The organism is Klebsiella sp. H-Nf2 (genome assembly GCF_002806645.1).
Classification (GTDB): domain Bacteria; phylum Pseudomonadota; class Gammaproteobacteria; order Enterobacterales; family Enterobacteriaceae; genus Klebsiella; species Klebsiella variicola.
In genome coordinates this window covers 300,324-314,169 of the sequence record NZ_PIBL01000005.1, presented here as the reverse complement: position 1 = coordinate 314,169, position 13,846 = coordinate 300,324, and the positions used below count along the sequence as shown (strand labels likewise).

The 13,846-nt window shown below is 60.3% G+C and carries 10 protein-coding genes; 3 read left to right on the top strand and 7 right to left on the bottom strand.

Annotated features, from left to right (window positions below; genetic code table 11):
• The 4 genes from nifT to nifH are packed head-to-tail and all read right to left on the bottom strand — an operon-like array spanning position 1 to position 4,223.
• On the bottom strand, positions 1-219 hold the full coding sequence (gene nifT, locus CWM58_RS15510) for a putative nitrogen fixation protein NifT (RefSeq protein ID WP_004203557.1): 219 nt from the start codon (positions 217-219) through the stop codon (positions 1-3).
• Positions 220-258: 39 nt separating this feature from the next.
• On the bottom strand, positions 259-1,821 hold the full coding sequence (nifK, locus tag CWM58_RS15505) for a nitrogenase molybdenum-iron protein subunit beta (RefSeq protein ID WP_008804133.1): 1,563 nt from the start codon (positions 1,819-1,821) through the stop codon (positions 259-261).
• Between the two features lie 55 nt (positions 1,822-1,876).
• Positions 1,877-3,325, bottom strand: coding sequence for a nitrogenase molybdenum-iron protein alpha chain (nifD, locus tag CWM58_RS15500; RefSeq protein WP_100681269.1), 1,449 nt, complete (start codon positions 3,323-3,325; stop codon positions 1,877-1,879).
• 16 nt (positions 3,326-3,341) lie between these two features.
• Complete coding sequence (gene nifH / locus CWM58_RS15495) at positions 3,342-4,223, bottom strand: nitrogenase iron protein (protein WP_004203553.1); 882 nt, start codon at positions 4,221-4,223, stop codon at positions 3,342-3,344.
• Positions 4,224-4,626: 403 nt separating this feature from the next.
• On the opposite strand from nifH, the gene nifJ reads away from it, so the two are divergent.
• Positions 4,627-8,142, top strand: coding sequence for a pyruvate:ferredoxin (flavodoxin) oxidoreductase (gene nifJ, locus CWM58_RS15490; protein ID WP_100681268.1), 3,516 nt, complete (start codon positions 4,627-4,629; stop codon positions 8,140-8,142).
• Positions 8,143-8,158: 16 nt separating this feature from the next.
• On the opposite strand, the gene CWM58_RS15485 is transcribed toward nifJ, so the two are convergent.
• Positions 8,159-8,467: an ArsR/SmtB family transcription factor gene (locus CWM58_RS15485; RefSeq protein WP_008804136.1), complete on the bottom strand. Its 309-nt coding sequence runs from the start codon at positions 8,465-8,467 to the stop codon at positions 8,159-8,161.
• A gap of 240 nt (positions 8,468-8,707) precedes the next feature.
• On the opposite strand from CWM58_RS15485, the gene fusA reads away from it, so the two are divergent.
• Positions 8,708-10,810 (top strand): elongation factor G, encoded by a 2,103-nt coding sequence (fusA, locus tag CWM58_RS15480; protein ID WP_100681267.1) that lies wholly within the window; start codon positions 8,708-8,710, stop codon positions 10,808-10,810.
• 105 nt (positions 10,811-10,915) lie between these two features.
• On the opposite strand, the gene CWM58_RS28660 is transcribed toward fusA, so the two are convergent.
• Together CWM58_RS28660 and sbcB are read right to left on the bottom strand one after the other, a co-directional pair.
• Positions 10,916-11,053: a hypothetical protein gene (locus CWM58_RS28660; RefSeq protein WP_165785800.1), complete on the bottom strand. Its 138-nt coding sequence runs from the start codon at positions 11,051-11,053 to the stop codon at positions 10,916-10,918.
• Complete coding sequence (sbcB, locus tag CWM58_RS15475; protein ID WP_100681266.1) at positions 11,054-12,478, bottom strand: exodeoxyribonuclease I; 1,425 nt, start codon at positions 12,476-12,478, stop codon at positions 11,054-11,056. It lies immediately after the preceding gene.
• Positions 12,479-12,658: 180 nt separating this feature from the next.
• Here sbcB and dacD point away from each other — a divergent pair, with 180 nt between their 5' ends.
• Entirely contained in the window at positions 12,659-13,822 is a 1,164-nt protein-coding gene (gene dacD / locus CWM58_RS15470) for a serine-type D-Ala-D-Ala carboxypeptidase DacD (RefSeq protein WP_008804139.1), read from the top strand.
• Positions 13,823-13,846: the final 24 nt, after the last annotated feature.

Below are 13,846 nucleotides of genomic sequence, written 5' to 3'. Positions count from 1 at the left end.
TTATAGCAGCGTGCTGCGGGTGGCGCGCAGGCTTATCGGGAAGACGGGTCGCCCCGGCTGCGGATTGACGTAGTAGCGACGTCCCCCCTCGAGGGCAATCGCGCCGCCCCAGCGGTCCGTCTCGTCATGTTCGACCTGGAGCACCCGGGCCTCCAGATCCTGTTTGGCGATATAGGCATACAACGCCTCGCCGCGCTCACGGAAAATCACGATGGGCATACTCCCTCCTGGCCCCGCCTGCGGCGGGGCGCCTGATGGTTAACGAACGAGGTCGAAGCTGTAATCGGTTTTGCCCAACTGGCTGGTGTCGTGGTCCAGTTTTTCCAGCACGGCGTTCACCAGCGTCGTGACGATGTTCATTGCGCCTTCATAGCCCCAGGTGGTCTGGCGGTGCAGATGATGGCGGTCGAACAGCGGAAAGCCCAGACGGATCAGCGGCACTTCGAAGGCTTTGCCTTTCGCCAGGGTATCGCGCTGGATAAACTTGCCGTAGGAGTTACCGATCATAAAGTCCGGCTGACGGGTGAACATCAGCGACCGGAAGTGCCACAGGTCGCAGTTGATGAACACTTCGCTTTCCTGACCGTACGGCGAGGCATCGAGCATTTTCTTCATCGCTTTTTGCCAGCGTTTATTGGCGTTATGACTGAGGATCACCGTCGGCTCGCAGCCCAGCTCCAGCAGGAAGCGCGTCAGCCCCATCACGAAATCCGGATCGCCGTAGAGGCCGAATTTTTTGCCATGCAGCCAGGTGTGGGAATCCAGCATCATGTCGACCAGCCGGCCGCGCTCCAGGGTCAGAGCGTCGGCGATCGGTTTGCCGGTCAGCTGACTGACGGTCATTAGCAGCGCGTCGGTGGCGGCCAGGCCCAGCGGAACGGCCACCTCGGTGGCGGGCTGGTTCCACATCTCCTGAACCACCTTTTTGCTTTTCACCAGCTGCCACGGCTGCAGCAGCAGGGTGTCAATGGCGTCCGGCGCGGTTTTGATCTCCTGCTGGCTGGTGCCGCCGGCGTACATCCGGTAATGGCCGTCGGCGGGGGTGTCGAGCACCTCTGATGGGTCGGAGAGCAGGCTGCACGGGACATCCATCTGCGCCATCATCCGCTTCAGCACGCGGAAGTTGCCGAGATAGGTCTCAAATCCGGTCACCAGATTGAGCTTTTGCTGTTTGCCCGGCTGCCCGGCGTAGTCAGCGGTAAAGGTCTTCGCGAACCCTTCGAACATATTGTCCCAGCCGGTGACATGGCTGCCGATAAAGCTGGGGGTATGGGCGTAAGGAATGGCGATGCTGTCGTCAACAAATCCCTCTTTTTTGGCGTTGGCGATAAACGCCTGCAGATCGTCGCCGATCACCTCGGCCATGCAGGTGGTGGAGACGGCGATAATCTCGGGTTTATACAGCGCGCTGGCATTCTGCAGGCCCAGATTCATGTTGTTGTTGCCGCCGAACACCGCCGCGTCCTCGGTCATGGAGTCGGAGACGCAGGCGACCGGTTCTTTAAAATGGCGGTTAAAGTAGGTGCGAAAATAGGCGACGCAGCCCTGGGAGCCGTGCACGTAGGGCAGGGTGCCGGCGAACCCCAGCGCGCAGAGTACGGCGCCGAGCGGCTGGCAGGCTTTTGCCGGGTCGACGGTCAGCGCCTCGCGCTGGAAGTTCAGCGCTTCATACTCGGCGGTGGTGGTCCAGGCAAAAACCTCCTGTACACGCTGCGCGTCGTGCGCCTCTTCAAGGGTCTTTTTATTCTGGAACAGGGTCTGGTATTCATCCTGTTCAAACAGCGGATAACAGCTGTGAATTTTATCGATCGTTTGGCTCATGGTGTTCTCCTCCCGCGCCACAAATCGGTGGACTGACGGGACAGTGAAGGGGCAATCACGCAGACTTCAGCCACGGGGCAGTCAGTTCGTTCCACGCTGGATTGTTCAGGGTCATATCCATATCGCGGGCAAAGATGGCGAAGCCGTCATAGCCGTGATAGGGGCCGGAATAGTCCCAGGAGTGCATCTGGCGGAACGGCACCCCCATTTTCTGAAAGATATATTTCTCTTTGATCCCGGAGCCGATGAGGTCAGGTTTCAGCGCTTTGACGAAGGCCTCCAGCTCATAGCTGCTGGCATCGTCAAACAGCAGGGTGCCCTCTTTCAGGTCCGGCAGGGTGCGGTCGTAATCATCGTTATGGGCAAACTCGTAGCCGGCGGCGATGATCTCCATCCCGAGATCCTCATAGGCGCCGATGACGTGGCGCGGCCGCAGCCCCCCCATGTACAGCAGCACTTTGCGCCCCTCCAGCCGCGGGCGATATTTGGCGATGATGGCCGCCATCTGCCCCTCATATTTGGCGATCACCGCTTCCGCATTGGCGCGAATGGTGTCATCAAATTGATCGGCGATCTTGCGCAGCGATTCGGCGATTTTGGTCGGGCCGAAGAAGTTATATTCCATCCACGGGATCTGATGTTTCTCCTCCATATGGCGGGCGATATAGTTCATCGAACGGTAGCAGTGGACGAGGTTGAGCTTAACGAACGGGGTGTTCTCCATCTCCACCAGGGTGCCGTCGCCGGACCACTGCGCCACTACGCGCAGCCCCATCTCCTCCAGCAGAATGCGCGAGGCCCAGGCGTCGCCGCCGATGTTGTAATCGCCAATGATGGCAACATCGTACGGGGTGCTGGCAAACGGCTGCCCTTCGCGATTGTTCAGCACCCAGTCGCGCACCACGTCGTTGGCGATATGGTGGCCCAGCGATTGCGATACGCCGCGAAAGCCTTCGCAGCGCACCGGGATCACCGGTTTATCCAGCGCCTTGCTGCTGGTGTTGGCCACGGCGCTGATGTCATCGCCGATCAGGCCCACCGGGCACTCCGACTGGATGGTGATCCCTTTGGTCAGCGGGAACAGCAGCTCCATCTCTTCGATCAGTTTGGTCAGCTTTTTATCGCCGCCGAAAACAATATCGCGCTCCTGAAAATCAGAGGTGAAGTTCAGGGTGCCGAAGCTGTCGACGCCGCTGACGCCGGTATAGTAGTTGCGCCGTCCGGCGCGCGAATACTGGCCGCAGCCGATGGGGCCGTGCGAGATATGGGCCATGTCTTTGATTGGCCCAAACACCACCCCTTTCGAGCCCGCATAGGCGCAGCCACGCACGGTCATCACCCCGGGCTGCGATTTACGGTTCGAGATAATGCACTTGCCGACGCTCTCCATCTGCGGATCGCTGATCATCATGTGCTTTCTGCGCTCTTTGCGCGCGGTTTCGGGAAACACCTCCAGGACTTCCTGGATGAGCGCAAGGTTACGTTCGCCTGTTGCGTTGGTCATGGTGAGGATCCTGTGCTCAGGCCGCGTTTTCTTCAGCGGCGGTTTTACCAATGATGCTGGTGTCTTCTTCTTCCATGATGCCGAACTCCATCAGCAGCGATTCCAGCTCGTCCATGGTGCACGGCGTCGGCACCACTTTTTTGGTGTTATTGACGATCTTCTGCGCCAGTTGACGATATTCGTTGGCCTGCTGACAGGTCGGGTCGTACTCGATCACCGTCATCCGGCGGATCTCCGCGCGCTGCACAATGTTGTCGCGGGGAACGAAGTGGATCATCTGCGTGCCAAGCTTCTCCGCCAGGGCGATGATCAGTTCGTCTTCCCGGTCGGTTTTGCGCGAGTTACAGATCAGGCCGCCGAGGCGCACCTTGCCGGATTTGGCGTACTTCACGATCCCTTTGGAGATATTGTTGGCGGCATACATCGCCATCATCTCGCCGGAGCAGACGATGTAGATCTCCTGAGCTTTGTTTTCGCGGATCGGCATAGCGAAGCCGCCGCAGACCACGTCGCCGAGGACGTCATAGAAGACGAAATCCAAATCTTCTTCATAGGCGCCTTCTTCCTCGAGGAAGTTGATGGCGGTGATCACCCCGCGTCCGGCGCAGCCGACGCCTGGCTCCGGGCCGCCGGATTCGGCGCAACGGACATCGCCATAGCCGATTTGCAGAACGTCTTCGAGCTCCAGATCCTCGACCGAGCCCACTTCCGCCGCCATCTCCATGATGGTGTTCTGGGCTTTAGCGTGAAGGATCAGACGGGTGGAGTCCGCTTTCGGATCGCAGCCGACGATCATCACTTTCTTACCCATCTCGGCGAGGGCCGCGACGAGATTCTGGGTGGTGGTGGATTTACCGATACCGCCTTTACCGTAGATAGCGCATTGACGCATGGTCATGGTGACTTCTCCTGTTGTTGAGTGTTTGCCAGCAGAGAAGTGCAGGGAACGTACCAGCTGCGAATTTTTGTTCAGCCATTTGATAAATAAATGTTTTTTGTAAACCGGCCGCGCCGGGAGGCTGAGCAAACGGCACAATAACGCCACCAAATGTGCGAAACAGAACAATTTCCCCCCACGGGCCCGGCGCGGCGCTTTGTCACCTGTTCAACAGCTTGTCGCGCACAGTGTCTTATTCCCCGCAATCCCGCCGGACGGGCCTGCGCGTTTCTTCCCTTAACCTGTTGAATTGATGAGTGACAGGCGGCAATTTGCGAGCTGGCACAGGCTGTGCTTGGAGAGGTGACAGGGTTTGCCGCGGGCTGCCGCGGTAAAGAGAACGCTCACCTTTGAGGATTGAACGATGTCCGGAAACATGAAAACAATGGATGGCAACACGGCGGCGGCCTGGATCTCCTACGCCTTTACCGACGTGGCGGCCATCTACCCCATCACCCCCTCCACGCCGATGGCGGAAAATGTCGATGAATGGGCCGCTAAGGGGAAAAAGAATCTGTTTGGCCAGCCGGTGCGCCTGATGGAGATGCAATCCGAAGCCGGTGCCGCCGGGGCGGTGCACGGCGCGCTGCAGGCGGGAGCGCTCACCACCACCTACACCGCGTCGCAGGGGCTGCTGCTGATGATCCCCAATTTGTACAAAATTGCCGGTGAACTGCTGCCAGGCGTTTTTCACGTCAGCGCGCGGGCGCTGGCGACCAATTCGCTGAATATTTTTGGCGACCACCAGGACGTGATGGCGGTACGCCAGACCGGCTGCGCCATGCTGGTGGAGAATAACGTTCAGCAGGTGATGGACCTGTCGGCGGTGGCGCACCTGACGGCGATCGCCGGGCGGATCCCGTTTATCAATTTCTTCGACGGCTTTCGCACCTCGCACGAAATACAGAAGATTGAGGTGCTGGCGTATGAGCAACTGGCGACGCTGCTGGACCGCCCGGCGCTGGAGCGCTTTCGTCGGCAGGCGCTGCACCCGGATCATCCGGTGATCCGCGGCACCGCGCAAAATCCGGATATCTACTTCCAGGAGCGGGAGGCCGGTAACCGCTTCTACCTCGCGCTGCCCGATCTGGTGGAAAGCTATATGGCGAAGATCACCGCGCTGACCGGGCGGGAATATCACCTGTTTAATTACCACGGCGCGCCGGATGCCGAGCGGGTGATTATCGCCATGGGCTCAGTGTGCGACACCGTCCAGGAGGTGGTGGAGACGCTGAATGCGGCGGGGGAGAAGGTGGGGCTGCTCAGCGTCCATCTCTATCGGCCGTTCTCGCTGGCGCACTTTTTCGCGCAACTGCCCGCCAGCGTGCAGCGTATTGCCGTCCTTGACCGTACCAAAGAGCCGGGGGCGCAGGCGGAACCGCTGTGCCTCGACGTCAAGAACGCCTTCTATCAACGCGACGATGCGCCGCTGATTGTCGGCGGCCGCTACGCGCTCGGCGGTAAGGACGTGCTGCCCAACGATATCGCCGCGGTGTTTGACAACCTCAGGCAGCCGCTGCCGAAGGACGGCTTTACTCTGGGTATTGTCGATGATGTCACTTTTACCTCGCTGCCCGCCCGGCAGGAACCGCTGGCGGTCTCCCATGCCGGGATCACCGCCTGCAAATTCTGGGGGATGGGCTCGGATGGCACCGTCGGGGCGAACAAAAGCGCCATCAAGATCATCGGCGATAACACGCCACTCTACGCCCAGGCTTACTTTTCCTACGACTCGAAAAAGTCCGGGGGGATCACCGTTTCGCACCTGCGCTTTGGCGACCGGCCGATCACCTCGCCCTACCTGATCCACCGGGCCGATTTTATCGCCTGCTCTCAGCAATCCTATGTCGACCGCTACGACCTGCTGGAGGGGCTGAAGCCGGGAGGCACTTTTCTGCTCAACTGCAGCTGGTCCGAGGCGGAGCTGGAGCAGCACCTGCCGGTCAGCGTCCGGCGCTATCTGGCGCAGGAAAAGATCGACTTTTATACCCTCAATGCGGTGGACATCGCCCGTGAGCTGGGCCTCGGCGGGCGCTTTAACATGCTGATGCAGGCGGCGTTCTTTAAGCTGACGGCGATTATCGAGCCGCAAACGGCGGCGGACTATCTCAAGCAGGCGGTGGAGAAAAGCTATGGCAGCAAAGGGGCGAGCGTCATTGAGATGAACCAGCGGGCTATCGAGCTGGGGATGGCGGCGCTGCACCGGGTGACGGTTCCCGCTCACTGGGCGACCCTCGAGGCGCCGGCACCGCAGGCGAGCGCCCTGATGCCGGATTTCATCCGCGATATCCTGCAGCCCATGAACCGCCAGCGTGGCGACCTGCTGCCGGTGAGCGCCTTCGCCGGGATGGAAGACGGCACCTTTCCCTCCGGCACCGCCGCCTGGGAGAAGCGCGGCATCGCGCTGGAGGTGCCGGTCTGGCAGCCTGACGGCTGTACCCAGTGTAACCAGTGCGCCTTTGTCTGCCCGCATGCGGCGATCCGCCCGGCGTTACTGAGCGCTGAAGAGCAGGACACGGCTCCCGCCGGGCTGCTGAGTAAACCCGCTCAGGGGGCCAAAGACTATCACTATCATCTGGCTATCTCGCCGCTGGACTGCTCCGGCTGCGGCAACTGCGTGGAGAGCTGCCCGTCGCGCGGCAAGGCGCTGCAGATGGTCTCCCTCGACAGCCAGCGTGCGATGGCTCCGGTCTGGGATTACGCCCTGGGACTGGCGCCAAAAGATAACCCGTTTCGTAAAACGACGGTCAAAGGCAGCCAGTTCGAAACGCCGCTGCTGGAGTTTTCCGGCGCCTGCGCGGGCTGTGGAGAAACGCCCTATGCCCGGCTTATTACCCAGCTGTTTGGCGACCGGATGCTGATCGCCAACGCCACCGGCTGCTCTTCGATCTGGGGCGCCAGCGCGCCTTCGATGCCCTATACCACCAACCATCGCGGCCACGGGCCGGCCTGGGCAAACTCGCTGTTTGAGGATAACGCGGAGTTCGGTCTCGGCATGATGCTTGGCGGCCAGGCGATCCGCCAACAGATCGCCGAGGAGCTGACCGCCGCGCTGGCGCTGCCGGTCAGCGACGCGCTTCACGCCGCGATGCAGCAGTGGCTGGCGCAGCAGGATGAGGGGGAGGGGACCCGCGAGCGCGCGGACCGCCTCAGTGCGTTGCTGGCGGAGGAAAAAGAGGGCGTCCCGCTGCTGGAGCAGCTCTGGCAGAACCGCGACTATTTCGTCCGGCGTTCGCAGTGGATCTTCGGCGGCGACGGCTGGGCCTACGATATCGGCTTTGGCGGCCTCGATCATGTGCTGGCCAGTGGGGAAGACGTCAATATTCTGGTGTTTGATACCGAGGTCTACTCCAACACCGGCGGCCAGTCGTCCAAGTCGACCCCGGTGGCGGCGATCGCCAAATTTGCCGCTCAGGGAAAACGCACGCGTAAAAAAGATCTCGGCATGATGGCGATGAGCTACGGCAATGTTTACGTCGCCCAGATCGCCATGGGCGCCGATAAAGATCAGACCTTGCGGGCCATCGCCGAGGCCGAGGCCTGGCCGGGACCGTCGCTGGTGATCGCCTATGCCGCCTGTATCAACCACGGCCTGAAAGCCGGGATGCGCTGCAGTCAGCGCGAGGCGAAGCGAGCGGTGGAGGCGGGATACTGGCACCTGTGGCGCTATCATCCGCAGCGGGAAGCCGAGGGCAAAACGCCGTTTATACTGGACTCCGAAGAGCCGGAAGAGAGTTTCCGCGACTTTTTGCTCGGCGAGGTGCGCTACGCCGCGCTGCATAAAACCACGCCGGATCTGGCGGACGCGCTGTTCCGGCAAACGGAGGACGATGCCCGGGCGCGTTTCAGACAGTATCAGCGGCTGGCGGGAGAGGAATAGGCTGTCGGTTAGCGATTCACGGCTGCTGCATCACGTTCAGCAGCGTATCCAGCAGGCCGGGAAAACGGGCGTCCAGATCTTCCCGGCGCAGCGAAATCATGTTCTCCCGTCCCTGAGGCCGTTGCCAGATCACACCGCTGTCGCGCAGGACGCGCCAGTGGTGGGTCATGGTGGACTTGGCCACCTCTTCCTGGCGCAGAGCGTTGCAGCTCAGCTCGCTGCCGTCGGCCAGCGTGCGGATGATCTCCAGTCGCAGTGGGTTACCGAGCGCGGAAAGGACATTTTCCAGGCGAATTTGTTCTCGTTCGGGGTGATTGGCGATCATAATAATCCTGTGTCGGCGGTGGCGCGGCGCATGGTAGCCGCAGCCCATATCGGCGGCTGGCGGCTACTATACCCAAACTCGGGTTCTGATGCCACGCGCGCCGCCGCAACCTGACCAATCGTAATAATAGCAAAAATAGTTCGAATATACTCGTACAGTTGTACTATGATAGGCGGCAGTTAAATTAACTGCGGATCATTCCGACCGCATACTGACAGTCAAAATGACTAAGGACGCATCATGCCCCGACCCATCCCCCTCGAACGTTATCGCAACATCGGTATCTCCGCGCATATCGATGCCGGTAAAACCACCACCACCGAGCGCATCCTGTTTTACACCGGGATGAGCCATAAGCTGGGTGAAGTACACGATGGCGCGGCAACCACCGACTGGATGGCCCAGGAGCAGGAGCGCGGGATCACCATTACCTCGGCGGCGGTAAGCTGCTTCTGGCCGGGTATGGACCGCAGCTTCGAGCCGCACCGGATCAATATCATCGACACCCCGGGGCATGTGGATTTCACCATTGAGGTGGAACGTTCCATGCGCGTGCTCGACGGCGCGGTGATGGTGTATGACTCCGTCGGCGGGGTGCAGCCCCAGTCGGAAACCGTCTGGCGCCAGGCGAATAAATACCACGTCCCGCGGCTGGCCTTCGTCAACAAGATGGACCGCCCCGGCGCGGACTTCTTCCGCGTGGTGCAGATGATGATCGACCGTCTGAAGGCTAACCCGGTGCCGATTGTGATCCCCATTGGCGCCGAAGAGCATTTCACCGGCGTTGTCGATCTGGTGAAAATGCGCGCCATCCTGTGGGATGACGCCACCCAGGGCATGACCTTCAGCTATGGGCCTGTCCCTGACGATCTGCTGGCGACGGCACAGCAGTGGCGGGAGAAAATGGTCTCGGCGGCGGCGGAAGCCAGCGACGCGCTGATGGATAAATACCTGGAAACCGGCGAGCTGGACGAGGCGGAGATCGTTGCCGGTCTGCGCCAGCGCACGGTGAAGGGGGAAATCCAGGCGGTGCTCTGCGGGAGCGCCTTTAAAAACAAAGGCGTGCAGCGCATGCTCGATGCGGTGGTGGAGCTGATGCCGTCGCCGCTGGATATTCCGGCGATACAGGGCGTTGATGAGAAAGGCCAGCCGGCGGAACGCCATCCGAGCGACGATGAGCCGCTGTCGGCGCTGGCGTTCAAACTGATGACCGACCCCTACGTCGGCCAGCTGACCTTTATCCGCGTCTACTCCGGGACGCTGAAGAAAGGCGATGCGGTGTGGAACCCGGTGAAGGGCAAGAAAGAGCGCATCGGGCGTATCGTGCTGATGCACGCCAACGACCGCCACGAAGTTGACGAACTGCACGCCGGGGATATCGCGGCCTGCGTCGGTCTGAAGGATGTGACCACCGGTGATACGCTGTGCGATCCGGATGCGATCATTACCCTCGAACGGATGGAGTTTCCGGAGCCGGTGATTTCGCTGGCCATCGAGCCGAAGACCAAAGCGGATCAGGAGAAAATGGGCATCGCGCTGCAGCGGCTGGCGGCGGAAGATCCGTCGTTCCGTCTGCATACCGATGAAGAGTCCGGCCAGACGATTATCTCCGGTATGGGCGAGCTGCATCTGGAGATCATTGTCGACCGGATGAAGCGCGAGTTTGGCGTTGAGGCCAACATTGGTCGTCCGCAGGTCACCTATCGCGAAACCCTGCGCAAGAAAGTGACGGACGTGGAAGGCAAATTTGTGCGCCAGTCCGGCGGCAAAGGGCAGTACGGGCACGTTGTGCTGACCCTGGAGCCGCTGGAGCCGGGCAGCGGTTTCGTCTTCGAGGACGCCACCAAAGGCGGCGTGGTGCCGCGCGAGTACATCCCTTCCGTGGAGAAAGGGCTGCGCGAAGCGATGGGCACCGGCGTGCTGGCGGGCTATCCGGTGGTTGACGTGAAAGCGACCCTGACCTTTGGGTCGTACCACGACGTGGACTCCTCGGAGATGGCGTTCCGCATGGCGGCGATATTCGGCTTCCGGGAAGGCGCGCGCAAAGCGGATCCGGTGATCCTTGAGCCGGTGATGCACGTCGAGGTGGAGACGCCGGAAGAGTACGCCGGGAATATTATGGGCGATCTCTCTTCCCGTCGCGGGATGGTGCAGGGGATGGAAGAGCGCTTCGGCAGCCAGATCATCCGCGCCGACGTGCCGCTGGCGGAGATGTTTGGTTATTCCACCACGCTGCGCTCGATGTCTCAGGGACGGGCAACCTACAGCATGGAGTTCCACCATTACGCGGAAGCGCCGCGTAATGTGGCGGATGAAATCATCGCCAGCCGCGCGAAAAGCTAAGCAACGTTCCCGGGTGCGACGCGAGGCGTCTTACCCGGGCTACGAGTCCAGCCATCGTTTGTAGCCCGGGTAAGGCGTTAGCCGCAACCCGGGAATTTCAGCCAATCAGACAATATCCTGTGCGTATTGCCACAGCGCCTTCAACTGCGCCAGCTTCTCTTTATCATCCGCATACTGCTGATACAGCATCTGCAGTTTGTAGCCCGGGTAAGGCGTTAGCCGCAACCCGGGAATTTCAGCCAATCAGACAATATCCTGTGCGTACTGCCACAGCGCCTTCAGCTGCGCCAGCTTCTCTTTATCATCCGCATACTGCTGATACAGTATCTGTAGCTCATCGGCATAGGCCTGCAAAAACTCAGGCGTAAACACCTGACGACGATGCTCTAACCAGCGCTGCTGCTCATGTTCATCGAGCGTGCCGGGGAAGTTGCGCGCCCGGTAGTTAAACAGCAGGCGTTCGATACGCTTGTCGGCGAAGGTAATATCCAGCGCCGGCAGATTGCGCGGTTCGGTTTCCAGCACGATTTTCATCGCCGCGCGGTCGGCATCGCTAAAGAACCCATTGTAAAGCTGGGCGTCGACGTTCTCGGACGGCACGAACGGTTCGGCTTCGGCATAGACCGCCACCACTTTCTCGCGCACCTGCGGATTCGCCCGCAGCAGCTGGGCATTCTCCAGACAGCGTTCAATAGAGATCCCCAGCCGGTCGGCATCCTGCGGGCGCAGAGTATTGGCCTGAGCCAGCACCGGACATTTATTGAGATGCACCAGCTTAATCGGCGCCGCCGACAGATCGCCAAGCTCGGCGCGCGGGGTGTAAAGCCGCTCGCGCAGGGCATCGGCATCGAGCTCCAGCAGCGGCGCCATATCGCCCGCCAGATCGACCATAATCACCGCATTGCGGTTTTCCGGATGCCAGGCCAGGGGCGCCACCAGGCTGGTGTTGCCGCGCGCGGCGCCAAACATGCCGGAGACATGCACCAGCGGTTTCATCTGCGGCACGTCGATGAGCGTCGCCAGCTTGCGCTTATTGCGATGGCTGTAGAGATAATCAAACAGCCGCGGCTGCTGGGTTTTCACCAGCTTCGCCATGGCGATGGTGGCGTACACATCGGCCATCGCATCATGAGCGTTCTGGTGTTCAATACCGTTGGCGACGGTCAGATGTTCAAGCCGGAAGCTGGGCAAACCCTCGTCATTCTCCGGCCAGGTGATCCCTTCCGGACGCAGGGCATAGCAAGCGCGCATCACGTCGAGCAGATCCCAGCGCGAGTTATCGTGCTGCCAGCTCCAGGCATAAGGGTCATAGAAGTTGCGATAAAAGATATTCCGCGTCACTTCGTCATCAAAGCGCACGTTGTTATAGCCGACGATACAGGTTTGCGGCACTGTGAACAGATCGTGGATGCGGCGGGCAAACGCGGCCTCGTTATCCCCTTTGGCCAGCGCTTCCTGCGGGGTGATCCCGGTGATCATCACCGCCTGCGGCTGTGGCAGGTAATCGTCAGCAGGCTTGCAGTAAAACACCTCGGGCTCGCCCAGCACGTTCAGCTCCGCGTCGGTGCGGATGGCAGCGAACTGCGCCGGCCGGTCGAGGGAAGGGCTGGTGCCGAAGGTTTCATAATCGTGGAATAAAAATCCGGGCTGGTTGACGCTATCTTGCATAGTCTGTTCATTATCCGTGGTGGCGTGCGACGGGTATGGTAAACGATTTGCCCGGGCATCAGAAGGGTAACGGCAAGCAACATCCTCTGCTGTGTCATATTTTCTTGCAATTAAACCCTGATATGAAACGCGAAGTTCCGTAAAAAGGACGGCGGATCTGTAAATCTAGAGGATATGCCGTTGAAAGGCCGTTTGTTTATTGCTGTATCTTTGCTCGCTTCGAGCGTTTCCTGCGCATTTGCCGTCGACTTCCCTGCTACGGTCGCGCCACCGGCTATTCAGGCTGGTTCCTGGGTGCTGATGGATTACACCACCGGTCAGGTCCTGACCGCGGGTAACGAACATCAGCAGCGCAATCCTGCCAGTCTGACCAAACTGATGACCGGCTACGTGGTCGATCGCGCCATCGACAGCCATCGTATCACCTTTGACGACATCGTCACCGTAGGTAAAGACGCCTGGGCGAAGGGCAACCCGGTGTTCGACGGGTCATCCCTGATGTTCTTAAAGCCTGGGGATCGCGTCAGCGTCCGCGACCTCAGCCGTGGGCTGATTGTCGACTCCGGTAACGACGCCTGCGTCGCGCTGGCCGACTATGTCGCCGGTGGCCAGCCGCAGTTTGTCGCCCTGATGAATCAGTATGTCGAAAAACTGCACCTGCAGGACACCCATTTCGAAACCGTCCACGGCCTCGACGCCCCGGGCCAGCACAGTTCGGCCTATGACCTCGCTGTGCTGTCGCGGGCGATTATTCATGGCGAGCCTGACGTCTACCACATGTACAGTCAAAAAAGCCTGACGTGGAACGGGATCACCCAGCAAAACCGTAACGGTCTGCTGTGGGATAAAACCATGAACGTCGATGGCCTGAAAACGGGCCACACCTCGGGCGCCGGGTTCAACCTGATCGCCTCGGCGGTGGATGGCCAGCGCCGGCTGATCGCCGTGGTGATGGGGGCGGACAGTCCGAAAGGCCGCGAGCAGCAGGCCGCTAAACTGCTGCACTGGGGGCAGCAGAACTTTGACACCGTGCAGGTGCTGCAGAAAGGCCAGAAGGTCGGCACCGAACGCATCTGGTACGGCGATAAAGAGCAGATTAAGCTCGGCACCGATCAGGATTTCTGGTTAGCGCTGCCGAAGGCGGAAGTGTCGCGGATTAAAGCGAAATATGTGCTGGATAAGAAGGATCTGGAGGCGCCGATCGCCGCCAACCAGCGGGTCGGCGAGATTTCGCTGTATGACGGCGACAAGGTGGTGGGGCACTATCCGCTGGTCACCCTCGAAAGCATCAATAAAGGCGGGGTGTTCTCGCGAATGAGCGATTACCTGCACCACGAGCTGTAACCATGATAACCGCCTCTTTGCAGG

What these genes read in the sequence shown, in the direction of transcription:
- fusA (WP_100681267.1), top strand. Translation starts at nt 8,708, where the DNA reads ATGCCCCGACCCATCCCCCTCGAACGTTATCGCAACATCGGTATCTCC.
- nifT (WP_004203557.1), bottom strand. Translation starts at nt 219, where the DNA reads ATGCCCATCGTGATTTTCCGTGAGCGCGGCGAGGCGTTGTATGCCTAT.
- nifJ (WP_100681268.1), top strand. Translation starts at nt 4,627, where the DNA reads ATGTCCGGAAACATGAAAACAATGGATGGCAACACGGCGGCGGCCTGG.
- CWM58_RS15485 (WP_008804136.1), bottom strand. Translation starts at nt 8,467, where the DNA reads ATGATCGCCAATCACCCCGAACGAGAACAAATTCGCCTGGAAAATGTC.
- nifD (WP_100681269.1), bottom strand. Translation starts at nt 3,325, where the DNA reads ATGACCAACGCAACAGGCGAACGTAACCTTGCGCTCATCCAGGAAGTC.
- nifK (WP_008804133.1), bottom strand. Translation starts at nt 1,821, where the DNA reads ATGAGCCAAACGATCGATAAAATTCACAGCTGTTATCCGCTGTTTGAA.
- sbcB (WP_100681266.1), bottom strand. Translation starts at nt 12,478, where the DNA reads ATGCAAGATAGCGTCAACCAGCCCGGATTTTTATTCCACGATTATGAA.
- nifH (WP_004203553.1), bottom strand. Translation starts at nt 4,223, where the DNA reads ATGACCATGCGTCAATGCGCTATCTACGGTAAAGGCGGTATCGGTAAA.